This window comes from Virgibacillus ainsalahensis, assembly GCF_055380755.1.
Map to the genome: position 1 here is coordinate 3,135,232 of NZ_AP043943.1, position 24,989 is coordinate 3,160,220.

24 protein-coding genes, 1 tRNA gene and 2 riboswitches are annotated in these 24,989 nt (G+C 40.5%); of the genes, 12 read left to right on the forward strand and 13 right to left on the reverse strand.

Annotated elements, in window-relative coordinates; genetic code table 11:
• Positions 1–75 precede the first annotated feature (75 nt).
• The 7 genes from ACZ427_RS15470 to ACZ427_RS15500 all read left to right on the forward strand — a co-directional run bounded on the left by ACZ427_RS15470 (position 76) and on the right by ACZ427_RS15500 (position 6,065).
• The gene (locus ACZ427_RS15470) at positions 76–324 is read left to right on the forward strand and encodes a DNA alkylation repair protein (protein ID WP_461176981.1); all 249 of its coding nucleotides are present in this window, start codon (positions 76–78) and stop codon (positions 322–324) included.
• 202 nt (positions 325–526) lie between these two features.
• Entirely contained in the window at positions 527–1,417 is an 891-nt protein-coding gene (locus tag ACZ427_RS15475; protein WP_461176982.1) for an ABC transporter ATP-binding protein, read from the forward strand.
• 33 nt (positions 1,418–1,450) lie between these two features.
• Positions 1,451–2,197, forward strand: a complete 747-nt coding sequence (locus ACZ427_RS15480; protein WP_461176983.1) for an ABC transporter permease — start codon at positions 1,451–1,453, stop codon at positions 2,195–2,197.
• 20 nt (positions 2,198–2,217) lie between these two features.
• Positions 2,218–2,679 carry a LytTR family DNA-binding domain-containing protein gene (locus tag ACZ427_RS15485; RefSeq protein WP_461176984.1) on the forward strand — a complete coding sequence of 154 codons (462 nt, stop codon included), beginning with the start codon at positions 2,218–2,220 and terminating at the stop codon, positions 2,677–2,679.
• Positions 2,669–3,079 (forward strand): DUF3021 domain-containing protein, encoded by a 411-nt coding sequence (locus ACZ427_RS15490; RefSeq protein ID WP_461176985.1) that lies wholly within the window; start codon positions 2,669–2,671, stop codon positions 3,077–3,079. Before ACZ427_RS15485 ends, ACZ427_RS15490 begins: the two co-directional genes overlap by 11 nt.
• 98 nt (positions 3,080–3,177) lie before the next feature.
• Positions 3,178–3,702, forward strand: a complete 525-nt coding sequence (locus tag ACZ427_RS15495; RefSeq protein ID WP_461176986.1) for a type 1 glutamine amidotransferase domain-containing protein — start codon at positions 3,178–3,180, stop codon at positions 3,700–3,702.
• A gap of 368 nt (positions 3,703–4,070) precedes the next feature.
• A complete protein-coding gene (locus ACZ427_RS15500; protein WP_461176987.1) occupies positions 4,071–6,065 on the forward strand; it encodes an acetoacetate--CoA ligase in 1,995 nt (664 codons plus the stop codon).
• Between the two features lie 87 nt (positions 6,066–6,152).
• Here ACZ427_RS15500 and panF read toward each other — a convergent pair whose 3' ends face one another.
• The 7 genes from panF to ACZ427_RS15535 form a co-directional block, all read right to left on the reverse strand.
• Complete coding sequence (gene panF, locus ACZ427_RS15505) at positions 6,153–7,592, reverse strand: sodium/pantothenate symporter (RefSeq protein WP_461176988.1); 1,440 nt, start codon at positions 7,590–7,592, stop codon at positions 6,153–6,155.
• Positions 7,589–7,870, reverse strand: a complete 282-nt coding sequence (locus ACZ427_RS15510; RefSeq protein WP_461176989.1) for a YhdT family protein — start codon at positions 7,868–7,870, stop codon at positions 7,589–7,591. The genes panF and ACZ427_RS15510 overlap by 4 nt, the downstream gene beginning before the upstream one ends.
• A gap of 191 nt (positions 7,871–8,061) precedes the next feature.
• Positions 8,062–11,760 carry a 5'-nucleotidase C-terminal domain-containing protein gene (locus tag ACZ427_RS15515; protein WP_461176990.1) on the reverse strand — a complete coding sequence of 1,233 codons (3,699 nt, stop codon included), beginning with the start codon at positions 11,758–11,760 and terminating at the stop codon, positions 8,062–8,064.
• Positions 11,761–11,966: 206 nt separating this feature from the next.
• Positions 11,967–12,290 (reverse strand): DUF4870 domain-containing protein, encoded by a 324-nt coding sequence (locus ACZ427_RS15520; RefSeq protein ID WP_461176991.1) that lies wholly within the window; start codon positions 12,288–12,290, stop codon positions 11,967–11,969.
• Between the two features lie 197 nt (positions 12,291–12,487).
• On the reverse strand, positions 12,488–13,354 hold the full coding sequence (locus tag ACZ427_RS15525) for a serine/threonine-protein kinase (RefSeq protein WP_461176992.1): 867 nt from the start codon (positions 13,352–13,354) through the stop codon (positions 12,488–12,490).
• Between the two features lie 14 nt (positions 13,355–13,368).
• A complete protein-coding gene (locus tag ACZ427_RS15530) occupies positions 13,369–15,294 on the reverse strand; it encodes an ABC transporter ATP-binding protein (protein ID WP_461176993.1) in 1,926 nt (641 codons plus the stop codon).
• Between the two features lie 77 nt (positions 15,295–15,371).
• Positions 15,372–15,494, reverse strand: coding sequence for a hypothetical protein (locus ACZ427_RS15535; RefSeq protein ID WP_461176994.1), 123 nt, complete (start codon positions 15,492–15,494; stop codon positions 15,372–15,374).
• Between the two features lie 280 nt (positions 15,495–15,774).
• On the opposite strand from ACZ427_RS15535, the gene ACZ427_RS15540 reads away from it, so the two are divergent.
• A tRNA-Ala gene (locus ACZ427_RS15540) sits at positions 15,775–15,847 on the forward strand.
• A 175-nt stretch (positions 15,848–16,022) separates the two neighbouring features.
• On the opposite strand, the gene ACZ427_RS15545 is transcribed toward ACZ427_RS15540, so the two are convergent.
• The 5 genes from ACZ427_RS15545 to ACZ427_RS15565 all read right to left on the reverse strand — a co-directional run bounded on the left by ACZ427_RS15545 (position 16,023) and on the right by ACZ427_RS15565 (position 21,663).
• Positions 16,023–17,027 carry an aromatic ring-hydroxylating dioxygenase subunit alpha gene (locus tag ACZ427_RS15545; RefSeq protein ID WP_461176995.1) on the reverse strand — a complete coding sequence of 335 codons (1,005 nt, stop codon included), beginning with the start codon at positions 17,025–17,027 and terminating at the stop codon, positions 16,023–16,025.
• A 68-nt stretch (positions 17,028–17,095) separates the two neighbouring features.
• Positions 17,096–18,412, reverse strand: coding sequence for a nucleobase:cation symporter-2 family protein (locus ACZ427_RS15550; RefSeq protein ID WP_461176996.1), 1,317 nt, complete (start codon positions 18,410–18,412; stop codon positions 17,096–17,098).
• Between the two features lie 163 nt (positions 18,413–18,575).
• Positions 18,576–18,677: riboswitch (purine riboswitch) on the reverse strand.
• Positions 18,678–18,956: 279 nt separating this feature from the next.
• Positions 18,957–19,667, reverse strand: a complete 711-nt coding sequence (locus tag ACZ427_RS15555) for an ABC transporter permease (RefSeq protein WP_461176997.1) — start codon at positions 19,665–19,667, stop codon at positions 18,957–18,959.
• Positions 19,664–20,512, reverse strand: coding sequence for an ABC transporter ATP-binding protein (locus tag ACZ427_RS15560; RefSeq protein ID WP_461176998.1), 849 nt, complete (start codon positions 20,510–20,512; stop codon positions 19,664–19,666). Before ACZ427_RS15560 ends, ACZ427_RS15555 begins: the two co-directional genes overlap by 4 nt.
• A 110-nt stretch (positions 20,513–20,622) precedes the next feature.
• Positions 20,623–21,663 (reverse strand): LytTR family transcriptional regulator DNA-binding domain-containing protein, encoded by a 1,041-nt coding sequence (locus tag ACZ427_RS15565; RefSeq protein ID WP_461176999.1) that lies wholly within the window; start codon positions 21,661–21,663, stop codon positions 20,623–20,625.
• Positions 21,664–21,915: 252 nt separating this feature from the next.
• Positions 21,916–22,030, forward strand: a riboswitch (TPP riboswitch).
• An 86-nt stretch (positions 22,031–22,116) separates the two neighbouring features.
• On the opposite strand from ACZ427_RS15565, the gene thiW reads away from it, so the two are divergent.
• From thiW to thiE, 4 genes are read left to right on the forward strand one after another with little or no spacing between them, the layout of a single operon-like run.
• Positions 22,117–22,602 (forward strand): energy coupling factor transporter S component ThiW, encoded by a 486-nt coding sequence (thiW, locus tag ACZ427_RS15570; protein WP_461177000.1) that lies wholly within the window; start codon positions 22,117–22,119, stop codon positions 22,600–22,602.
• 15 nt (positions 22,603–22,617) lie between these two features.
• On the forward strand, positions 22,618–23,424 hold the full coding sequence (thiD, locus tag ACZ427_RS15575; RefSeq protein WP_461177001.1) for a bifunctional hydroxymethylpyrimidine kinase/phosphomethylpyrimidine kinase: 807 nt from the start codon (positions 22,618–22,620) through the stop codon (positions 23,422–23,424).
• The gene (thiM, locus tag ACZ427_RS15580) at positions 23,421–24,194 is read left to right on the forward strand and encodes a hydroxyethylthiazole kinase (RefSeq protein ID WP_461177002.1); all 774 of its coding nucleotides are present in this window, start codon (positions 23,421–23,423) and stop codon (positions 24,192–24,194) included. Before thiD ends, thiM begins: the two co-directional genes overlap by 4 nt.
• A gap of 46 nt (positions 24,195–24,240) precedes the next feature.
• The gene (gene thiE, locus ACZ427_RS15585; protein WP_461177068.1) at positions 24,241–24,822 is read left to right on the forward strand and encodes a thiamine phosphate synthase; all 582 of its coding nucleotides are present in this window, start codon (positions 24,241–24,243) and stop codon (positions 24,820–24,822) included.
• Between the two features lie 10 nt (positions 24,823–24,832).
• Here the strand turns inward: thiE and ACZ427_RS15590 are convergent, their stop codons facing one another.
• On the reverse strand, positions 24,833–24,961 hold the full coding sequence (locus ACZ427_RS15590; RefSeq protein WP_461177003.1) for a hypothetical protein: 129 nt from the start codon (positions 24,959–24,961) through the stop codon (positions 24,833–24,835).
• Positions 24,962–24,989: the final 28 nt, after the last annotated feature.

Sequence of the window (24,989 nt, forward strand, 5' to 3'; positions counted from 1 at the left end):
CAATTTTGAAAAGGAACCTCCTGAGGCACATAAACCACCTGTTATACAGGAATAATACTTTAAGGAGGTGTTATTGTGAGTCAACCATACAGATGTCCTAATTGTAAGACGAACCGCTCCCGATTTAATATTATTGAACAAGTAGCAAATCCGGTGAAAATGGACCCACAAACAGGGGAAGTTATTCAGGATTACACAAATGAAAGTGTGGAAGTTTTCCATACTATTTATAATGGACCTCAATACAGAATCCAATGCGGTTCATGCGGGCTTATTGAAGATGAAAAAACATTTGTGAAATATGGTGAAAGTTATCAAAACTAATCTGAAATATTTTATAAAACTTTTTGCAAACGAAGCTGTTCCGAGAGGGCTGCTTCGTATTTTATTTGCTCTGTTATAGATATACACAATTACGGTGTGTTCAAACATAAATCACTTCATGTTATTCCATTTGTTAACAACTTAAAATTCCATCCTGCCATACTTAAAGAAATAAGAAAGGATGGTGAAAGAGATGCTAACAATGAAGCAGATCAATAAGCACTATGGCAAAAATACTGCATTGAAAAATGTCAACCTTTCCGTTGCTAATGGGAGCTGCTATGGTCTTGTTGGCCCAAATGGAGCTGGAAAATCAACATTGCTCAAAATTCTCGCTTCCGTCATTGAGGATTATCAAGGTGACATTTATTTTGGCCATAATACTATCAATAAGCATTATAAAAAGCAGATTGGCTACATCCCCCAGGAAATCTGTCTGGAACAAACACTAACCGCACTCGATAATCTATATTTTTTCGGAAGACTTTACGGTCTGAAAGGAAAACAACTAACGAATCGCGCAAATGAGGTCTTGACAGAGGTCGGACTGATAGAAAAAGGAAAAGCCAGGGTAACCACTTTTTCAGGAGGTATGAAGCGGCGTCTGAATATTGGCTGTGCTATCATGCATCATCCAAATGTAATTATTATGGATGAACCTACAGTGGGGATTGATCCACAATCACGCCGCTATATCTTTCAATTGATTGAAGCGTTTAAAGATAGAGGTTGCACCATTATTTACGCGAGCCATTATATGGAAGAAGTGGAACAACTCTGTGAAGATGTGGCATTTATTGACAGGGGGAATATTGTTGAAGATGGACATATTGAAAGCCTGCTAGAGAGGTATGCTGAGCCTTCTATTTTTATCAAAGGTGAACATGGTTTGCCGAAAAACATCAAACCGTTTGGTTCACTAACAAAAAAAGGAAGCGGATATGTATTATCAACCAGCAATCCGCTTCAGGAAATGGAAGCAGTATCACGTCATTGCCGAATAAATAGTGTGAATATAGAACGCTTAGAGCTGATGCAACCACGCTTGGAGGATATCTTCTTTTCTTTAACCGGCAGCCAATTAAGAGACTGAATTATGGTAAAATAATGAAAGTGAGGTTTAATTATGAATGCAATCATTTCAATGGAAATGAAAAAGTATTTGCAGGACAGAGGTCTATTATTCTGGATGTTGATTTTGCCGATTATTTTCACAGTTTTATTTATAGCTGTGCTCACCTCCGGAACGGAATCAGCCATACGTGACCAAATAATTCTGTCCATTGTTCCAGGCTACACCGTAATGTTTGTCTTTTTCATTATGATTAATATGGTTGAAACGGTACTAAAGGACAGGGAGCTTGGTATGACAGCTAGAATTGCAAGCACACCACTTTCATCTTATTTCTATTTGCTCGGAAAATGGATACCGAATATGTTTATTGTACTTATACAGATTGTCATTCTCTTTCTGTTTGGCATGCTTGTGTACAATATCCCATTGGAACAGCCGCTCCATTTACTGGTGCTGGCTGTATTTCTAACATTTACTGTTACCGGAATTGGATTGGCGCTCGCCCTGCTAGTAAAAACAAATAATATGGGGATTGCCCTTACGCAAGTCATTGCACTTGGCGGGGCTTTGCTTGGCGGACAAATGATGCCAGTAGATATGATGCCGGATATCATGCAGACAATCAGCAAGTTTCTGCCACAATCCTGGGCACATCAGGCTTTTCAAGATGCGATGGAAGGAACATTGCTATTTGGCGACCTCATACAAACGTCCCTGATTCTTTTCGGATTTGGGTTAGCAGGATTTATTATCGCATGGATTCGCTATCCTACCTTTTTAAAACAAGCCAGAGGATAGGTAAATTGGAGGAATGATCAATGAAAGTGAACATTGATATTGACGACAGCCATGAAGAAACACAGATAACGATTCAGGCGAAGGAATGGTCTAAAGAGTTGGAGGAAATTGTCAGGACCCTGAAAAAAGGAAAACAGAGACGCTTATTTGGAGTCGATGAGGAACAAACCATACTTCTTGACCCAAAAAATATTGACTTTGTTTATGCTGAAAACAGAAAAATATTCGCAGCTGTAAAAAAACGAAAAATCGAAATAAGAATGAAATTGTATGAAGTAGAAGAAATTTTAGCTCCCTATAACTTTATGCGCTTTTCAAAATCCGTTATCGGCAACCTTAACCAGATTGAGCGGTTTGAACTAGCGTTTAATGGAAACCTGTGTGTTTATTTTCATTCTGGAAATAAAGAATATATTACCAGAAAGTATGTAAGACCAATCAAGGAGCAATTAATGCAGGGAGGCCAGACATATGATAATTGAGATACTCAGACGAATTACCACAGGCATTGCTTTTGGAGGTATATTTACATTTATTGCCCTTTCCATTATGAAATTCAATAACTTGGAGGCTTCCGTTTCAGAAGTTTGGCAGCATATGCTGGCAAGTTTAGTGGTGGGTATCTACTTTGGATTATCTTCTTTTATTTTTGAGATGAACGAATCAAGTTATTTAAAGAAAACGATCATTCATTTTAGCATTTCCATTATCTTTTACTTTATTGTTGCCTTAACAGTTGGCTGGATACCTGTCACACCATGGGCTTTCATTGGAAGTATCCTTGTATTTATGCTAATTTATTCTTTGTTTGGGACCGGATATTACCTTTATTACAAAAAAGTGGAGGCTGCATTAAATAATGAATTACAGAAAAAGAAATAGTGAAGTAGCTTTTAGCGACATGTATCTGCATTAGCATGAAAATCGAAATCACATCCACTCTCTGTTACAATTGAAGTATCAAAACTTGGAGGGATTACATGCGACTGAATGATAAAAAAGTTATCGCACTCGTAGAACATGATTTTGAAGATCTGGAACTTTGGTATCCGGTTTTACGCCTTCAGGAAGAAGGTGCCCAAGTAGATTTAATCGGAAAAGAAGCCAAGACAAAATATATTGGGAAATACGGCGTTCCTGCAGAATCTGATTATGCATTCACTGATATTAAATCAGCCGATTACGATGCTATCCTTGTGCCTGGTGGATGGGCGCCGGACAAACTGAGACGTTATCCTGAGGTGTTGCAATTTGTTAAGGAAATGAATGAGGAAAAGAAACTGATCGGGCAAATTTGCCACGCCGGCTGGGTACTTATTTCAGCAGACATCCTAAAAGACAAAAAAGTGACCAGCACACCAGGAATAAAAGATGATATGGCTAATGCGGGAGCGACATGGAGCGACGAGGAAGTAGTCGTTGACGGTCATCTTGTATCAAGTCGCCGTCCACCTGACCTGCCGCCATATGTGAAAGTATTCGCAGATAAACTGGCAGAACAATAATACCGAATCTCTCGCATCAGGAGCGAGAGATTTTTTGCTTACATACTGTTTTCCAAAAGATCGGGACTTCGGTTACGCTTACCAGGACGGGACTACGCCTATGTGACCAACATCGTGTTGGACCGAGGCTAAAGGGTTCCTCGTGGAAAGCAAGTATTTTTTAGCAGCGCTGGGCTAGCACCTAGTTTGTAAAAGATGAGAGAAAATCACTGTTAGATTACGTCGCATTTATAACAACTGTGAGAGATAAAGACAACAAAACTTCCGAAAAGAATCTAATTAAAAACACAGAAGCAGAGTATAGCTTTACATATAGAAAACGTTTTCATATAATAATAGTAATCAATGTAAGTTCCAGGAGGGGTTGGATGAGTAAAATAAAAGAAGGAACCTTATTATGGGAGCCTGATGAAAAACGGAAGCAGCACTCAAACATTTATAATTATATGAAATGGTTAAAGGAACATAAAAAATTAAACTTTGAAGATTATCACTCCCTCTGGAAATGGTCGGTTAATGAAGTGGAACAGTTTTGGGAATCACAGTGGGAATACTTTGATATACAAGCGAAGCACCCATACAAAACTATCTTATCCTCACATGAAATGCCTGGGGCCAAATGGTTTCCGGAGGCTACCATCAATTACACCGAGCATATTTTCAGAAATAGAGAAGAAGATAAAGCTGCTATTATTCATGCCTCAGAATTACGAGAGCGAGCTGAAATTAGCTGGAAGCAGCTCTATCAGGATACAGCAGCACTTCAGCAGACACTAAAAAGTCTGGGGGTTACAAAAGGGGACCGTATTGTTGCCTATGTACCGAATATCTATGAATCTATTGTAGCCTTTCTGGCTTCAGCAAGCATTGGTGCCATCTGGTCAAGTGCATCTCCGGATTTCGGGACACAAAGTGTAATTGACCGTTTCAAACAAATCGAACCAAAAGTGATGATTACCGTTGACGGCTACCGCTACAGCGGAAAGGATTTCAATCGCATGGAAGTGGTTGAAAATATTCAATCCGAGCTGTCCACGTTGGAGGCAACGATTGGAATTCCTTACCTGAAAGAATCTGCTGATTTCAGCAAGCTCCAAAATGCACAGACTTGGGAAGATGCCACTGCATCTGAAGCACAAATCGATCTTACGTACGAACATGTTCCCTTTAATGATCCATTATGGGTGTTGTATTCTTCAGGTACAACCGGAAAACCCAAACCAATTGTTCAAAGCCAGGGCGGGATTTTACTTGAACACCTGAAAGTATTGACCCTTCATGAAGACTTGGGGAAAGATGACCGTTTCTTCTGGTTCACAACAACCGGCTGGATGATGTGGAACTTCCTTGTCAGCGGACTGCTGACTGGCAGTACCGTTATCCTTTATGACGGAAACCCTGCCTATCCAGATAAGAAAATGCTTTGGAAATTTGCGGAAGAAACGAGGATGACTGTCTTCGGAACAAGCGCAAGTTATATCACTGCATGCATGAAAGAGGAACTCAATCCCGGAAAGGAATTTGACTTAACCCATTTGAAAAATATCAGTTCCACTGGATCACCATTACCACCGGAAGGATTTCAATGGTGTTATGAAAATGTGAAAAATGATTTATGGATTGCCTCAGCAAGCGGGGGGACAGATGTCTGTACAGCATTTATCTTAGGAGCTCCGGTTTTACCTGTATATGCGGGTGAATTGCAATGCCGGGGCCTTGGAGCGAAAATAGAAAGCTATAATGAACAAGGTAAGCCTGAGATAGAAGAAGTCGGGGAATTAGTACTAACAGAACCTTTCCCTTCCATGCCGATTTACTTTTGGAATGACGAAAATGGCACTCGTCTCCATGAAAGTTATTTTGATGTATTCCCGGGCATATGGTGTCATGGTGATTACTTAAAAATTACAGACCGACAAACAGCGGTGATTTATGGACGTTCTGATGCGACAATCAACCGGGGCGGCATTCGCATTGGCTCAAGTGAAATATACCGCGCAGTCGATCAGGTGAAAGAAGTTTCCGATAGTTTAATTGTGGATATTCCCGATGATAACGGGAGTTCGACCACCCCGTTGTTCGTCATCATGAAGGAAGGCTATGAATTAACAGAAGAAATTCAGCAAACAATTAAAAAACAAATTCAGACACATTGCTCGCCACGCCATGTGCCAACAGGAATATATGAAGTGAAAGATTTTCCGAAAACATTAAACGGGAAAAAATTAGAAATCCCAGTTAAAAAAATACTAATGGGCAAACCAGTTGAAAAGGTAGTTAATAAAGGTTCCTTAAGCAATGAAGACTCCCTGGACTATTTTGTGCAATTTGCACAAGCACAAAGCCAAATACATTCAAAATAAAAGAAAGAAGAACGAGCCGGCATCAAATCCAGCTCGTTCTTCTTCTAGTAATTGATTTTAACTCCACCCATAAACAAACAGCTTCCACTATACTTTATCCGCAATCATTCTATTCTGTGTCATTAAGCTAACTACAACATAGACAACGAACGAAAAAATCACCGGCAGCACAACCGAATGTAAACCAAGCGGCTGTGGGAAAAATGTATCGGATAGAACATACAGCCCCACCCCAGCGATCATCGAGGAAAGCGCGCCATATTTATTTCCCTTGCTCCAATAAAGACCAAGCACAATTGGCCAGATAAATGCAGCTTCCAATCCGCCGAATGCAAAGAGATTCAGCCATATAATCAAATTAGGGGGGTTCAACGACATTAAGAAGACAATAATTCCCAAAGCCGCTGTTACACCAATACTTAAGCGCATCACCTTTTTATGTGATGCTTTCGGCTCCACATAATTTAAGTAAACATCTTTCACTACGGTTGAACTGACCAATAATAATAAAGAATCCACCGTCGACATAATTGCTGCCATTGGCGCCGCCAGTACAAGGCCCGCAAGCCATGCAGGCAGTACCTCAAGTGCAATAAGAGGCATGACCCGATCACCAACTTCAATCCCCGGTAAGATTGGGCGGGCAAATACACCAATCAAATGCATATTAAGCATAATAAAGCCGACGACAATCGTGCCAATTATCAATGCCCGGTGCATGGACCTGGAGTTATTATAGGACATTGCCCGTACTGTCACCTGTGGCAAAGCAACCACACCAACCCCAACAAGAATCCAAAAAGAGGACACATAGGTAGGTGTCAAGGTCCCTTCTGCACCAAAGGGAGTGATCAGGTTAGGATTTTCCGCAGCAAGATCAGATATAATCGCCGAGATTCCTCCACCTGCGATGATTGTTGCAATTAATAGAATCAGTGTCCCTATAAACATGACACTACCTTGAACCGCATCTGTCAAAGCCACTGCCCTGAAACCTCCGATTGTCACATAAACCAATACAGATGCAGCGAAAATAAACAATGCCGTCGTATATGTAAGGCCAGTCAATGATTCGATTAGCCTCGCACCACCAATCCACTGTGCTGCCATCGCGGAGAACAAAAAGATAATAATACTAACAGCTGAAAACAATACCACCCATTTGGACTGATACCGTTCCTTTAAAAAATCCACCATTGTAACTGCTTTATATTTTCTTGTTACAATCGCAAATTTTTTACCTAATACCATCAAAATAAAATAACCGGTAGCAACCTGTGACATTGCCAGCAATACCCAACCGAGTCCTTCAGTATATGCAGTACCTGGCCCACCAATGAAACTGCTTGCACTGCCGTATGTAGCCGTCATTGTCATCGCTAGAACAAATCCGCCCAAACTTCTTTCACCTAAAAAATACTCCTCAAGGAACGAGCTGGTAGACCGGACTCGCCTGCTTGCCAGTATACCAATAGCAAACATAAGGACTAAGAACCCAATTAACGGAATAATCGCCTGCCAGTTCATTTATTTTCACCTTCATCAAAGGGTACTTCCACAAAGAATTTTTTTACAACAATTGTAACAAGCACAGCCATTACCACAAATCCAATCACACAACTATAAAAAAACCATGCTGGTAAACCAAAAATATATGCATATTCCCTAGGGTCCTTGCTTCCTAATCCATAGGCAAATCCATACCACCATATAAAATTGAAAATGACTAGCCCAACACCAATCAATGCTTCCCGGTTGGCTATTTTATATCGATAATCATTATTATTTTGCAGGTCATTCTTCAACTTTCTTCCCCCTTAAACGTCAAAAACTGCAATAGCTTATTTCTATTAATATAACGTAAGGAAAGGTCACTTGTAAATATTTGAATATTATAAAATATAAATCCGCGTGATTTAGATTAGAAAGTTTTGCAGAAGAAAAAGGATTCAGAGCATCTTTCCATCCCTGAATCCTTTCCTTTCCATTAAATTCCTTAATTTTTCAAGTCTACCTTCAACACTTTGTCCTTAACATCTACCATCTCAAAAGTCTTAGATGCTTCCCCATTTGTTACAACAAGCGTAACCTCTTTTTCTTTTAAAATATCAACCTGTTTTTTATTCAGCAATAATTTCCGCTGTTTCTTCTCATTGTAAATATCGATTACAACTTGAACTCCATGATCAAGTACTTCTAAATCCTTTGTATGAACCGTAGCTGTTCCGTTATTTTTCTTCGGCTCAACTTCTTTCACCGGTTGTTCTTCTCCCGGATTGCCAGGTTCTTCATTTGTTTCCGTGATTCTACCTTCTGATCCATAGTCGATTGGATTGTCCTCGGAAGTTTGAAGGTTTTCAACAAAATCTACTGTGGCATCAATATCTGCAGCTCCCATGAACGATTTTTTCCCTAAATCTTTAATCGGACCTTCGGATGTACCCATGTAATTATTTACTGTCAATGTATACACTTCTTCTTCTTCAATTGATGTACCATCCGGAAATGTAATATCTACAACTTCATTCAATTCTGGATTCCATGTGTAATGCAATCCGGCAACACTGTAGTCAGGGCCATAGATTGGTGACAGCTGATCATTGATAATCGGGTAGAGATCTGCCCCTGTTATTTCAAATGTCATCAAGGTATTTCCAAATGGCTGAATATTGTACAGGTCACCCCAGGTAACCTCACCCGCCAGCAGGTCATCTCTGATCCCGCCACCATTCATCATCGCGAAGTCACTATCCATTGACCAATTCATACCATCTGCAATCAGATTCCCCAGTCCATGATCACCTTCATTCGTATAATCGCCTGTAAGATCTGCTGCATTATAACCAATAACCTGGTTCATGATCGGGGCAATTAAATCTGAATAGTGATCCAAGATCACAGTAATATTCTCGTTTGGCGTATAATCGTTCTGGTTCACGAACACTACCTCTGCTTCTTTTTCAACAATATCGCCTGTCCGACGATCAATTTCCAGATCTATATCCGCAAATGCTTTTCCATACTCAGAAGCTTGAACAATCAGTTTATTGTCCACCACCGCATCAACCACCTGATGATTATGCGCTGCAAAAATCACATCCACTGCATCATTCACTTCGTTTGCCATATCCGCTGCAGCACCTGTTGCACGCTTACCTGACTGATCTGCTGGCATATGTGCCAACACAATAATCGCTTCAATCCCCCGTGCAGTTAATTCTTCCACCGCATCATTCACTGCTTCTGTTTCATCCGTAAATGCAATATCCTGAATTCCTTCAGGCATAACCATGTTGGCAGATTCTTGTGTATTAACACCGATAAATCCAATCTCAGCTCCATCAACTTCTTGTACATGGTATGGAGGCAAAATTGTTTCCCCACTGTCTTGATAAACACAGTTCGCACATAATAAAGGAAAGTTCATGCCGTCATAATCATCTGTACCCAAGCCTTCTGGGTGCTCACCACCATCTGTCATACGAAGCAGCTCATCTGTACCTTCATCGAATTCATGATTACCAACCGTACCAACATCAAATCCCATCTCTTCCATAATTTCTACTGTCGGCTCATCCTGTAAGAGACCGGATACTGGGGAACTGCCGCCAATCATATCCCCGGCATGAACCAGCAAGGTGTTTTGATTTTCCTGCTCACGTTCTTTCATTGCTGCAGCTGTATAATCCATACGGCCAAACATATCTTCTGTGCCATTCCCATCCGGATCAAGCATATATTCCTGATCAATTTTCCCATGCAGATCATTCAGGCTCAATAATTGGACTTCAAGAATATTCTCACCCGGATCTTCCTCATCACTGGCAGGAGTATAACCATAAGATTCGGCTTCTTCGCTGCTCGAGAAAAATATCCTTTTTTCTACGGGAACATCTCCCCACGCATTCGGATTAACATATTCCATTGTGTCAGAATTCCCAACATATCTTAAAAATCCTTTTTGGTCATCATTTGCACGAAAAGCAAAAGGAAGTTCCAATAGCGGGTTTTCCTGATCCCATATCCCTAATTCTAAATCCTTTGCTTCTTTCACTGCATTTTGATATTCAGGGTACGCATCTTCATCTATTGGCGCGAGAAAGTATGTTGATGCATAACCTTCTTCTACCATTGCCAGATTAATATTTAACCCGTCTTCTTTGCGAATGACTTCTGCTAAAATTCTCCCATAGTCATCGGTCGGCTCTTCACCTATTTTCAGGTAGATTTCATCACCAGGCTGAATTAATTCACTGATATAACCTGTTGCCAGATCACCATAATATTTCTGATTCTCATTGATTTCAGCCCGGTCGGGGTCATCATTATGGGCTGCATATGTCTCAGCTGTATCCATATTCAGAAAACGTACACGGGTTTCACCAAATACTGGTGTTTCTACACGGATCGTGTCTCCGTCCGTAATTCTTTCCACCGTTGTTTCATATAGTCCTGCTGCAGATGGCGGTTCCGGCTGCTCTTTTGCTACTTGGAGGTCAGCTTGTTCTGTAGGGATAAGCTGATAGCTGTCGTATTGGCTTACAATAGCTGTCACGTCATACCACATCTCTGATTCTACCTGCTCCATTTCAAGCGCATTCTCCATGACACGCAAGGTAGCTCCATTAAAATCAGCATCTACGACAGAAACATTGTACCCACCGCCTGCTGGACTTTCCGGGATATTATTAATAAAACCATTCACCTGTACCCGTTCACCTTCATAAGCTTCCGCAACTTCCGGGTCCTGAAGATCTTCTAATGTAATCTCCGGAGCTTCCGGCAAAGTTTGCCCGTTTTCTACTATTTCCACCGTTGATGGAATAACTTCTTTCAATCCGTTGTAGGTATCCAGTTCCCCAGTAACCTGAACCCTGTCACCTTTTGTGAGCTCAGGTAAATCTCCTTGTTCATATGCAAAAAGATTGATACCACCAGTTTCATCCTGTATGTATGTCGTAAACTGTGATCCGTTACTAATGGCCTCACTATCAGCGGTTACAATCCCTTCCACCGATACAGCGGTACCATCACTTAATTCACGGGCATCAACAATTGTATATGCTTCCCCCGGCTCGCCCGGTTCCTCTGGAGGATCTGTTGGATTAACACCATCCATTATATGGCTACCTAAATATGCAAAAGTATTACTGGTATACTCAACCCACTGTGTTTCATTGTAGCTTTGGGCAGGTGCAGTCACAGAAGAGTCCCTTACCAACGTTACATCTTTCGCATAATCTTGACCTTCACCAATCAACCCTAATACATCGATAAGTTCCTCATTCTTTTTTAAAGAAAATGCATCGTCTCCATTAAAATTAATAACTGCTGAATTCTCCGCGTCTACCTGATTTAAGATTTCTTCGTCAGCATTGCTGTGTGCAAGGACAAAAACGTCACCATGTGCGAGCATCCCAGACATTTCAAGAGTTTGACTGGCTTCACTCGCTCCATTGCTATATAATTCTACCTGATAATCAGATAAATCTACTGAATCTCCTGTCCCGTTATAAATCTCAATCGCTTTATTAAAGGAACTTCCTTCAATATACTCGGAAATAAATAAATCCTTTGCCACTACATCCTTGCTTTCTGCAGATACTGCCACAGAAAAAACAGTAGAAAAGTTCATAAAAACAAGTGTAAAAACCAACAACACATTAAGCATCTTCATCTTCGTTGACTTTTTCATTTGTACCCTCCCCATATTTTCATAAATTCTGTGTCCCTATCAAAACAGGACACACTATTAATATGGCACATTATAAGGAGACAAACAATTAAGTTTTTGTAAAGATTAGTAGATTCCTAAAATTAATTATAAAAACAGTTATTTGGACCTATACATCTCTTTTATATTCACGGGAAATGAATAAAAGCGAACCGAAAATGGTTCGCTTAACTTATGAATCGAATGATCAATGGAAATCTGTATCTCTCTCCCTGATATGATCTTACTGCAGCCATGATCGTAAAAATCAAACCCATGATGCCTAATACAATAAGTACAACAATACCAATTAGCAGAAGTATTAATACCGTGCCAATAATACCGTAAATCGTATAGGATAGAAAGAAATTAAAATATTCCTTACCATGATAATCAACAAATTCAGATTGATCACGTTTCAATAACCAAACAAGCAAAGGGCCTAAAATCGGCAGAGGAAAACTAAGCACATAAATCAACATGGAAAATAGACGTTCATCATCCGTCGGCACACAAATCCCTCCCTTCTATATTTACTTATATTATTTATAACCGATATATATGTGAATTGGTAGTAAAATTAAATAATATTCTGGTTTCACAGGGAAGAAGGAGACATAGAAAAGAGACAGTATGTATACAGAAATACACACAGCCTCTACATCCATACAGCACAAGCATATCACGCAAAGACAAGGATACCCTCATTTTATTCGTTTTCTGTGTTCTTCTCTATAAATCCACGTAGAAAGTTATGGATTTCGTTAAGTGTCGGCCGCTGACCAGCTTCTTGCTGAAGACAGCGGTCAATGGTCTCTGCAAAAAATTCATCCACATCCCGGTGTACCTGTACAGATTTCGCCGGTCGCTCAAGCTGTTCATACCTTCCATCTTCAAAAGATTGGAACGGGCGCTTGCCTGTAGCTGCAAAAAAGAGTACTGCACCAATTCCCCAAACATCCGTTGCTGTTGTTAGAATATCACCACATGCCTGCTCTGGAGCCATATACTGTTTTGTTCCAACTCCTTTTTGAACCTCCCCCACAGAAGTAGCAAGATTAAGGTCGATTACCTTTGCCAGTGGAGGTTGGGAAATGATATTGGATGGCTTCAAGTCAAGATGTAAAAGATTGTTCAAGTGAAGATAATGGATAACCGAGCACAACTGCATGCCAAGGTGTGCCAATTGTTGGAGCGGAAGAACTTTGCTTTGATTCGTAAGATTTCTAATTAAATAAGATAATGTTTCACCTGTCAGCGTCTCCTGAATTAATACAGGGGTTGAACTGGTGAACATCTCATATCCCCGTACCAAATTCGGGTGGGAAAGTTTAATTAAATAGTCTCCCTCTCTGATGATCCTCCTCCTTGCGACTTCATTTTCCAACAACTCGGGTTGAAGGGTTTTTGCAATACACCCACAGAGCCGCTCCTCATCCCAGACATAATAAACATCACAGTCCTTCCCACGCCGCATATGATGGATGACTGTATAACCAGGGATGAGAGATTCTCCTTTTTGAATAGGCTCTGTATTTGCTAAACCTTCAGCAATCTTTGTCCGATCAACTATCATGGCATTATCAACTCCTATTTTGTTAATAAACATTCATCGCTATTTTCATCTACACCCGGGGCGTCTCTAAAGGTGGGGACCATGGCTAGAGGTTTCTTTTCCCCTTGCTGTGCTTCATAGAGTTTTGCATATTCTCCACCCTGCGTGATTAACTCTTCATGTGTACCGCTTTCTATCACCTCTCCACCTTCAAGGTACAAGATTCGATCCGCAGCAGCAGCACTTCTTAAGTTGTGCGTAATTATAAGCGTAGCCCTATCCTTCATTAGCCGTTTCATTGGATCCATAACACGTCTCTCAGAGCTGCTATCGAGCCCTTCTGTCGGTTCATCAAGAACCAGGACTGGCGCATTTCGTATCAGGGCTCTCGCAATGGCCACCCGCTGCTGCTGACCGCCGGATAGATTTCTCCCCTTTTGACCGACTGGTGTGTTGTAGCCATCTTGCATGGCCTGAATAAATTCATGGGCGTCGGCAGATTTGGCTGCATCAACAATCTCCTCATGAGTTGCCCCCGGCTTTCCATATGCGATATTCTCCTTTACCGTCCCATCAAAAATGAGCGATTCCTGAAAAAGCACAGCCACATTCTCTCTTAGTGAATCAAGTTTTAAACCTTTTAGCACATTTCCATCCAGAAGAATTTTGCCGCTTGTCGGGTCATAGAAGCGCATGAGCAATTTTACAATGGTGGACTTTCCTACTCCGCTCGCACCCACAAGTGCGACTGATTCACCGGGATCTATAGTCAGGGAAACATTGGAAAGAATTTTTTTCGATTTGCCGGGATAAAAAAAGGAAACGTTATCGAATGTAACGCGACCTACAGTATTGTCCAGTGCATAGGGAGATTCTTTTACCACTGGTTTTTCTTCCATAAATTCGATCACTCTTTCTGCACTTGCTGAGGCGGAATAGATTGTATTTAACAATCTGCTTAATTTGCGTACAGGGCTGTATAACTTGCTTAGAAGTGTTATAAAGGCGATAAGTGCACCCAGTGTGATTTCATTATTGAGGAGAAGCCAGGCGCCAACAACCATTACAACAAGCGTTCCCACCATTTCGATGAGACTTATTACCGGCGTAAATGCTGCTTTCAAACGTACTTTCAACATTTTGGCCTTAAAGCTACGCTGATTCTGCAAATCAAACCGCTCACCCTCTGTCCCCTGTCGGTTATATGCCTGTATTAATGCCATATTAGAAAAGCTTTCCTCAGATACGGCATTAATCGCTCCCTCTCTACGTGTACGTTCACGAGATGCCAACTTAATTCGTTGCGAGAAAAACCTGGTTACCACGTAGAACAGTGGAACAACAATTAAAGAAACCAAAGCTAATTTCCACTGCATGAAAAAAAGCATTCCAACAAAAACAATGAGTTGGCATATATAAGAAAGGGCTGAGGTAGCACCACTGATAACCAGGCGTTCAATAGAAGCAATATCACCGGAAATTCTTGAGATAATATCCCCTAGTTTACGTCCCTCGAAAAAACTTAGCGATAATCCCTGTAAATGTTCAAATAGACTTTTTCTTAAAGAGAGAACAAAATTTTCTCCTACCCAGTTGGATAGATAGGTTCCACTAAAAAAGAGCATGCCGCGGAGGAATGTTATTCCCAGATATGCGCAGACAATCCAATAAAGAGGACGAAGATCTTCACTTACCAGCACATGGTCGATAAATACTTGCAACAGCCAGACTGTTGCTGACTGAGCTATTGGTTGAAGGGCAATTAACAACAGACTTAACAAAATCCAAAAACGAAAGGAGCGGGCATATGGCCAAAACCTGAGGAATATCTCTTTCACCGGAACCGGGGGAGACTCAGCAATAAGATTATCATCAGCATTTTCTATCCTCCATAGGCTTTTAAAGCCTTGAAGAAATGGATGCTGCTTTTCCTTTTTCATTCGCCGTTTTCTGTTTTCCATCCATCTCACTCCTGAATAAAGCTGCGGCTCCCATTCGAAAGGAGCCGCTCGTCATTCCTGATTTGTACTTGTAAAGATTAAGAGTTACTGTTGCTGTAGCTGTTGCTATAGCTATAACTATTGCTTTCGCTCTCTTGGCTATAGCTCATGCTTGAAACATCTGTAGAAGCAGCCGGTGTTGCCACATCGAAATAAGTCATTTTTTATACCTCCTTTCAACTTACTTACAGTATCCACCATGCAGGTTAAAAACCAATTAACAGAACATTAGAAAACTATTAGAATAGCGTTAAGATTAAATAAGATTTATGTCAATTCGATGACTACTGAAATGAGAGTGCAAGTTTTACACTGTATTTAATTATCTTTGAAAGCGAAAATGTTTAAACAAACAGTATAAATTGATTCATTTCAACAAAATAATTGAAAAAATTGTAGTAAACGTATATAATATAATTTGTGCTTAAATAATAAGCCTTCGGGGCATTAGCTCAGCTGGGAGAGCGCTTCGCTGGCAGCGAAGAGGTCATCGGTTCGAGCCCGATATGCTCCATCTACTTAAAAACGCTTGCCCCTCAAGGGGATGGGCGTTTTTTGTTTATTAGAAAACTTGACTTTTATCGCGATAAATTCTTACTCAACTATATCCATGAAGATAGTTGCTATCTTGACTGCCAAAAAGTAAAAGAACTTCGTCCAGTGACGAAGTTCTTTTACTAACACCATTATTATTGCTTAACTTTCCGGTTCTCTCTAATAACTGGCATCGTTCCTGTTTCAATACCAAGTTCATGCAACCACCTGCGGTAAGCTATTGTTAATGCATCGCTCTTCAGATGCATTTCCATCTGTAAATCTAAAGGAAGCAGTTCAGGCTTTTGGCTTTCAACAATATCCAGATCCTGACTGAAAATCAAATCCTGGAATTCAACAAAAGAGTCATCCGATTTATCGAGGTCATAGTTTCTTGTAAGCAGCATAAATGCTTTCGATTTCTCTCCCTCTTCTTGAAGTACAGCTGTAAGTATTGTGAATTCCTCATCCGATCCTTCTGTCGTTTTTGTAAAACGGGCAGTGGTCGGGTTTAAAATTTGATACACATAATCAGCATAGCCACCTTTTGACCGGCCATCCGGATTTGGCTGGTAAACGGGTATTTTGCTTGTTATGTAACGATTATCAATAAAATTCACATCATAATCGACAACTTCAGCATGATCCTCATCACCTAACATCCCTTCATGCACAAACATCAAATGGGATACATCAAGAAAGTTTTCTATAATCCTTGGGGCATTCGCTTTTACATCGTATGGACCACAGATTACCGTCCGATAGCCTTCTTTTTCATTTTCCGGGTATTGGATTAGAGGCGCAGGCGCTTCACTCAAATTAACCCAGATTAATCCCAAATACTCTTCACAATGATAAACAGTTGCTCTGGCTTTTCTCGGAATTGGTCTATCACATGGAAGTGCAGGTATGTTGACACAGATACCTTCTGAATCATATTCCCATGCATGGTAGGCACAAACTAAATTCCCGTTCTTCACCTTCCCTAAAGAAAGAGCAGCTCCACGGTGAACACACAAGTCTTTAAACGCGTGTACTCCTTTATCATTTCGGAAAATAACCACTCGTTCGCCTAATACCTGTACTTGCTCTGGATCATCCTTGAGTTCATCGGCTTTAAAAACCGGGTGCCATTCATTATATAATCGATCTTGTTGCATGATTAAATCTCCCTTTACCAATAAATTTAATGTTCAAATCTGTGCACTAATGGTTTTGTTTTATTTAATTACTCTGGCAGCAGCATATTAAGAATTACTGCAGCTAAAGCTCCAACCGCTAATCCTGAAGAAAAAATATAATTTAATATATTTGGCATTTCATTTAATACTTCAGCTGGCAAAAACACAGTAAATAGTGTCAGCATAATCGGCAAGCCAACCAGAAGCATATTCCGTTCTGTAAACTGTATATCTTTTACTACTCGAAAACCGTTCATCATAATGACGACACATACAATCGCAAATACACTGCTGATGACTGCTGCAGGAATACTGGCAATGATATTCATTAATTTTGGCATCATGCCAAGGGCAATTAAAATTATCCCGCCGGCAATCACCGGGTTACGGCTTTTCACACCAGTTATTGCTACAACTCCAGCATTTGATGAATAGCCTGTAACCGGGGTTCCACCAAAGAGGGATCCAGCAAAACATCCTAAACCTTCCCCTGCAGCCCCACCATTTAACCGGTTTGTATCAAGCTTTTCATCTGTTACATTACTAACTGTAAACCAGGTGCCTGTTGTTTCAATCATAATAATAAAATAAATTATAACCATTGTAATGATTGCCTCTAGTTCAAAGACAGGTGTCCCAAATGCAAAAATACTCGGTAAAGCAAACCACCCAGCTTCAGCTACTGCAGAAAAATCAACCATCCCGAAAAAAGATGCCATAACTGTGCCAATCACTAAAGATAGAATGACAGAAGTCAGTTTAATAAATTTGAGATTGGTAAATTTTTCACCGAAATACATACATAGCACTAGTACAGACGCGGTTACAGACGCTACAGCAATATTACTGCCAAAACTTCCCGGTGCAGTATAAATAGAACTGATTGCACTCGGCATCAGTGCAACACCTACAACGATGATGACTGTACCCGCAACAAGTTTTGGAATAAATTTACCTACAACTTTACTGAATAACTTCAATGGATAACCTAATACAGCAATCAGCAAAGCACCCGGCATCAGGCTGCCAACCATAGCTCCAAGCCCTGACGTTGTACCAATTGCCGCTAAAGCACTAAGCGGAACAAAGGATGGACCCTGCATCACTGGCAACTTCATAGCAAAGCCTGCCTGAATAACAGTTGCTACCCCACAAGCCAGAAAGGTCATTTGAATCAAGAGAGCGGTGTCGGCCACCGAAAATGACAGGAGACCTGCGAGTATTATTGGAGGGATAAAAATATCCATTGCTAATACATGCTGCAGCCCAATGACAAACGACTTGCCCACCGAAATCGTTTCTCTTTTCGTATGTACTTGTTCTTCTACTGGTTGAAATTCTAATTCCCGTGCTGTGCTATCCATTTCTGTTTCGTCCCTTCTTCTGACAATTGCTTATGTTTAATCATTGTTTCTGCTGCTAGTAAAAAAAAGCCCGAAACACATGCCTTCTTTATAAGAAAAGCAATGTATTTCGAGCTTTAAATCGTTCGAAATCACCAGAATAGACCCCGACAAAAGTGGGTGTCACCTGATGTATGCTTCTCATAGTCGGTTTATTTACGGTAAGCCGGTAGAAACTTGCAGGCCATATCCCTGCTATTATACGAAAAACAATATTCAATTTGGAATGTATTTAGCATAGCACGCGATTTTTGAAATGCAACCCCAACTAAAAATAAAATAATTTTCAAATTAATTATACTACCTGAAGGCCTCTCTTTCTCTCTTCACGTAACAATTTAGGGTGGGGAAAATTTACCCTTCCTTCCACCATCCCAGCTTTCTATTTTGAAGTTCTCCCTTTACCACCAATTAAAAAAATTTACTTAGTACAGCAACTACCATGCCAGCGAACAGGACGATATCCAGTATTTTTTTATTTTATCCGTTCTCCCACCTCATCTAATTATTCATCCAGCTCTCGTTTTCTATATACTGCAACTGTTAAAATTAATGTTCCGATAAACCAGGAAGTAATAATTAAAAGTGGTGTCCAATGATCGTTTATCCCAGATCCTTCCTGTGCTCCTGCAGCAATATATCCCAATTGAATACTCGGCAGATATTCGATAAATGATAGCACAGGGTATTTCTCTGTAACTGACAATAGAATAGATCCAAACCCAAAAATAAATAGTATGGGCATAATCACAACAGAGGCCTCTACTACTGTCTTTGTGACCAGCCCTAAAAGTGTCCCCAGCGTAAGATAAAATAATATCGAAATACCAATGGCAACAGAAATAAGTGGTATATTTCCCGATTCATACCCAGTAAGCACCATACAAAGGATAAGCGTTAGTACTGTCAAGAGGAAGGTTGCCAGGCTCTTCCCTGTCAATATTTCTATAACTGTTGCAGGTGAGAGCATTAGTCCTCTCAGCGTGTTTTTCTCCTTTTCCTCTGCGATAATCGCACATTGAATAAAGGAAGTGACCACCGCCAATGTTAAATTGATGACCAGCATATGGACTTCAATTGACGTTGTCTCGTCTCTTCCATATATAACAGCAAAGAAAATCGGCAAAAGAAGTGTGGTAGATATATACAAGTTTTTCGATAAGTCCTTTAAGTCCTTTTGAAAAATGGCATAAATTCGTTTCATTGATGATGTCATATTAACTCCCTCCCGGTTACTTTCACAAAAATATCTCCTAACGTTGGCTCATTCGAATGAATGGAGACAATTTCGTCTCTGGACATATACTGATATAATTCGTCTGCGCCTTTATCCCCGCCTGGAATAACCAGTCTCCGTCCATCTTTTAATTCTATTGTGATGTTTGAGTCAGCAAACTGTCTGCGAAGCTTTTTCGGTTCATCCATCAGCCTGATTTTTCCTTTATTAAGGAAGGCAACCCTGTCACATAGATCCTCTGCCTCACTCATGTCATGTGTCGTTAAAAATATTGTTGTTCCCTTTTCATTTAACCTCCGCAGACCTTCATGGATGTGCCTGGAATTGGCAGGATCCAATGCTGAGGTTGGTTCATCCAGAAAGAGAAGCTCCGGTTCATGCAGGAAAGCCCTTGCCAAGAGGACACGCTGCAGCATACCTTTAGATAATTTTGTCACCTGCTTTTTAGAATCAGCGGTTAGATTAACCATTTCCAGCACCTCACTGATTCTACCTGCCGACACATTGTATAAATCGCTATAAAGCTTTAAATTATCAAAGATAGTTAACCGATTATAAAGTCCACTATTATCCGTAATTACGCCAAATTTTTTTCGATATTTCGGTTTATTTAACGATGTAGTCGCCAAATGAAACACAGATGCTCTCCCGGATGACGGAGCGAGTTGACCAGTCAGAATTTTGATGGTTGTGGTTTTTCCTGAACCACTTGGACCAAGAAACCCAAAAGTTTCCCCTTTCCCCACATGAAAATTAACATCTTCCAATGCCGCTTGATTCCTAAACTTTTTTTCCAGACCTTTTACTTCAATCACATTTTCCAAACTTATTCCTCCCTACTGATCACTTTTACTTGTGACTTTAGAATAGGAGAAATAGGAGAGAATAACATCATATTTTCCGTGAAAAGAGCAAATCAGGGGTTGAATGGAGCTTATTTCAAGCCCAGCATATCCTTTAATTTCGCCATCTTTGTTTTCGATAATGGGATGGTCGATTTTTCTTTGTCCTCAAGAATCAAACTGTAGCTGTTTCGTGTCCATGTGATTACTTCCCGCACTTTTTGCAGGTTTACAATGTAGGAGCGATGGCACCTGAAGAAACCATAATGTTGTAATCGTTTTTCCAAATCATTTAGTGTGAATAAACTGGGAAAGGGTTCCCCTTTTATGTAAATATTTGATTGTCCTTCACTACTCTCAATATAATCAATTTCCGGTGGATCAAATAAGATAATCTTCTCGTTTACTTTTGTTGGGATTTTATTAAATTGAATCGGCTCAGTTTCCGGTTCTTTCTCATCATTTTCAAGTTCAGGCTCAACTTCTTCATTTGAATTGCCCTCTTCCTCCCCACCAAGTTCAATCTGACGTAACCCATCTTCATCCAACCGGTAAACCGAATCGGCAAAAGTAATTGCACTTTCCATATTTCCAGTCAACACAAGGATAGCCTTCCCTTCCTGCTGCAGTTTCTTAAGGATATTTATTAATACATGCTTTGTTTCTATATCTGTATTTAGGTCAGGTTCCTCTAGCAGAAACAAAGCTGGATCTTGAAACAACAAACGTGAAAAATGAACCCGCCGTTTTTCAGAAACAGATAGACTGTTTACTTTTGAATTTTTTATGGCCCCCAACTGTGTCAATTCCAGAATTTGATCAATCGTTTGATCAGCATCGTATAATTCCTTATAAAATTTGAAATGATCCTTTACGGTTAGCCGGCCATATAGCCCATCTTCAAAAAAGCAAAAACCGATTTGCTTAAAAAATGTCTCTTTATTTTTTGTAATGTTTTCATCCTTCACCAAAACTTCTCCTCCTAAGTTGGAGGATTTACCTGTAAACATATTCAAAAGTGTATGACGTACATTCAACGTTGAGTAAATCGCCGTTATTTCCGATTTATTAACCTTTAGATGAAAGGAAGGAAATAAAAGCGTATCCTTATCATGCTTTTCTATTATTTCCATCGATAAGACTGTCACGAAATCATCCTTTCCTTAGACCGCTTCTTTACTTATACCATTTTCTCATACGAGATTACTATACTACTATTTGTTTCATTATACTAAACGAAGGAGAAACTTCTTATAAATACTTACTTAAGGATATGAAAAAATGCAAGCAGTAACATTTCAAAGTAAAGTGGGAAGTAATTTTCAAGCCTTAATATGACAAATGGATATTTGTTTGTTATGATTAAAAAAGGATAATTAAATAAAAACAACTACTAGGGGTGCCCGAATGCATGGGCTGAGAGGAAAGCCGACGATACTTTCCGACTCTTATGGACCTGATCTGGATTATACCAGCGGAGGGAAGTAGTCAGACATTTATAGTCTAATCTATTTTCAGCTTATCAAAGCCAGGTCCATCATGGATCTGGCTTTTTTCGTTGTGCGCCTATAGAGAGAGGAGAAACAATGAATCGAACTCGTTTAATGACAACAATGGCTGTTTTTGTAGCTATCGGAACAATCACAGCACAATTAGTATGGTTTCCTGCAGGTGTGGCAAGAGCATATCCTGTTCAACATGCGGTCAATGTTATGGCTGCAGTCATGCTGGGTCCTGGGCCTGCTGTAATTATTGCATTTATGATCGGTTTGCTTCGTAACATGCTGGGACTTGGAACATTAATGGCATTTCCTGGAGGCATGGTCGGAGCGTTTTTAGCTGGATATCTCTATAAAAAGTTCGGTAAAAAAGGCTGGGCAGCTGTGGGAGAAGCTTTTGGCAGTGGAATTGTTGGGGCATTATTTGCCGTCCCCTTTGCAGCTATTCTAATGGGGAGTTCTCTTGGTGCATTTGCCTTTATCCCGCCATTTCTTGTGAGCAGCGTTACAGGCGCACTCATTGGCTGGTTTTTAATTTCAAAAATAAATAACAAAAATCTTTTACGCTATTAAAGGAGGATGTATTAAATGAAAAATGTCGCTTGTGCACTTACAATAGCCGGCACTGATCCCAGTGGCGGAGCAGGAATCCACGCAGATTTAAAAACTTTCCAGGAATTACAGAGCTATGGGATGTCCGTAATCACTTCTGTTGTTGCACAGAATACAACAGGTGTGCAGCATGTCCACCATCTGCCAATTGAGATGATTGAACAACAGATCGACTCCGTTATTTCCGATTTGCCTGTTCATGCATTAAAAACAGGAATGATTGCGAATATTGATATGATGGAAATCATCGCAGAAAAAGTTGTTCGTATCCAGGCACCTTATGTCATGGACCCTGTCATGGTTGCCACAAGTGGAGATGCGTTAATTGAACAAAAAGCCCAGCAATATTTATGTCAGCATCTTTTGCCATTAACAACACTGGTGACACCTAATATCCCGGAAGCAGAATTTATCACTGGTGAAACGATTGAAACGACAGATGATATGAAACAGGCAGCAGAACAAATTGTAGAAAAGTTCGGTGCTGATGCTGCTTTAGTTAAAGGCGGACACATGCAAGGAAAAGCTGTCGATTTTTTATATGATGGCTCAAACATCCATACCTTTTCAGCTGAACGAATCAACACTAAAAACACACATGGGACCGGTTGCACGTATTCAGCTGCCATTACTGCCTATTTAAGTCAGGGAGTATCTTTAAAAGAAGCCGTAAAACAAAGCAAGCATTTCGTAACAGAAGCTATCCGGCATGCATTCCCCCTTGGAGCCGGGAGCGGTCCTACTAATCATTGGGCTATAAGGAAAGCAGGTGTAAAAGAATGAATGCAAATATCATTAACAAAGTAAGAGAAAATAATCCGCTTATCCATCATTTGACCAACCAGGTCGTCATAAACTTCAGTGCAAACGGGCTGCTCTCATTTGGAGCTGCTCCGGTAATGGCAAAAGCCGAAGAAGAAGCTGGAGAGATGGCGTCCATTGCAGATGGCCTGCTTCTTAATATCGGTACCCTGACGGCAGGCGAACTCCAGTCCATGATTCTTGCCGGGAAAGCTGCAAATAAGAAAGGTATTCCAGTAGTTCTTGATCCAGTTGGCGTGGCAGCAACGTCATTTAGGTCGTCAGCTGTAAAACAAATCCTGGAGGAAGTGAAACCAACCGTCATTAAAGGAAATGCCGGCGAACTGGCACATCTGGTGCAGATACCCGTGGAGACAAAAGGAGTAGAATCGACAGGTGATGGAGATCATGTAGAAATTGCTGGAAAAGTAGCAGAAATCTATAAAACTACTGCAATTGTGACAGGAAAAACAGATGTTATATGTACGAACGAAAACGTATTCCAAAATGAGACGGGTCACCCGCTATTATCAAAAGTAACGGGTGCTGGCTGTTTATTGGGATCGATTGTAACAGCATGTCTGACCACAGAGAACAGCATTGAGGAGCAGGTATTAACCGCAATCGAATTTTATGGTCTAGCGGCAGAATACGCAGCTTCCCACAAAGAGGTCACAGGATCGGGGACATTTTTGCCTCAATTCATTGATGCTCTTTCATTTCAAGCTGACACATTATTAGAAAGGGGTTAATTAATTGTCTTATCCTATACAACAAATCCTACGCAAATATTTTATCATGGGCAGTCAAAATTGTGACCGTAACCCTGTAGATATATTGGAGCAGGCTGCCCAATCCGGAATAACCGCTTTCCAATTTCGCGAAAAAGGAGAGGGATCATTTACTGGTGATGCGAAACTGGAATTGGGCAAGCAGCTACGGAACATCTGTCGCCAATATAATATTCCATTCATTGTAAATGATGATATCGATTTAGTGGAAGCTTTAGATGCTGACGGGGTCCATGTGGGACAAGATGATTCATCTGTAAAGTTAGTCCGGGAATGCTTCGGCGATAAAATTATCGGCCTTTCCGTATCGACTCAGGATGAGGTTGCTGCAAGTCCTCTCTCTTTGGTTGATTATGTAGGAGCTGGCCCTATTTTTTCAACGAGTTCCAAAGCGGATGCAAAAGCTGTAGTCGGGCTAGAGTGGATTCAAACAGTACGATCACAATTTCCAAACCTTCCTATTGTGGGGATTGGAGGGATCAACACAGAGAATGCTCCTTCAGTAATAAAAGCAGGTGCGGATGGAGTATCTGTTATATCTGCAATCACACAGGCTTCTGATGTTATCGAAGCCGTTAAACAGTTATAATTCCAGGAATTCAGGTCTCCCTGATTTCCTGCAATTTTGCCTCATAATCTGACTGATTGCCTTTGCCATTTCCAGTTCCATTTTTATCAGCTTCTGCCCATTTTCCCGTAATCGTTCCCCAACTAGACCAATCTCCCATATAGTAAAAAGAAAGCTTTTATAAGGGA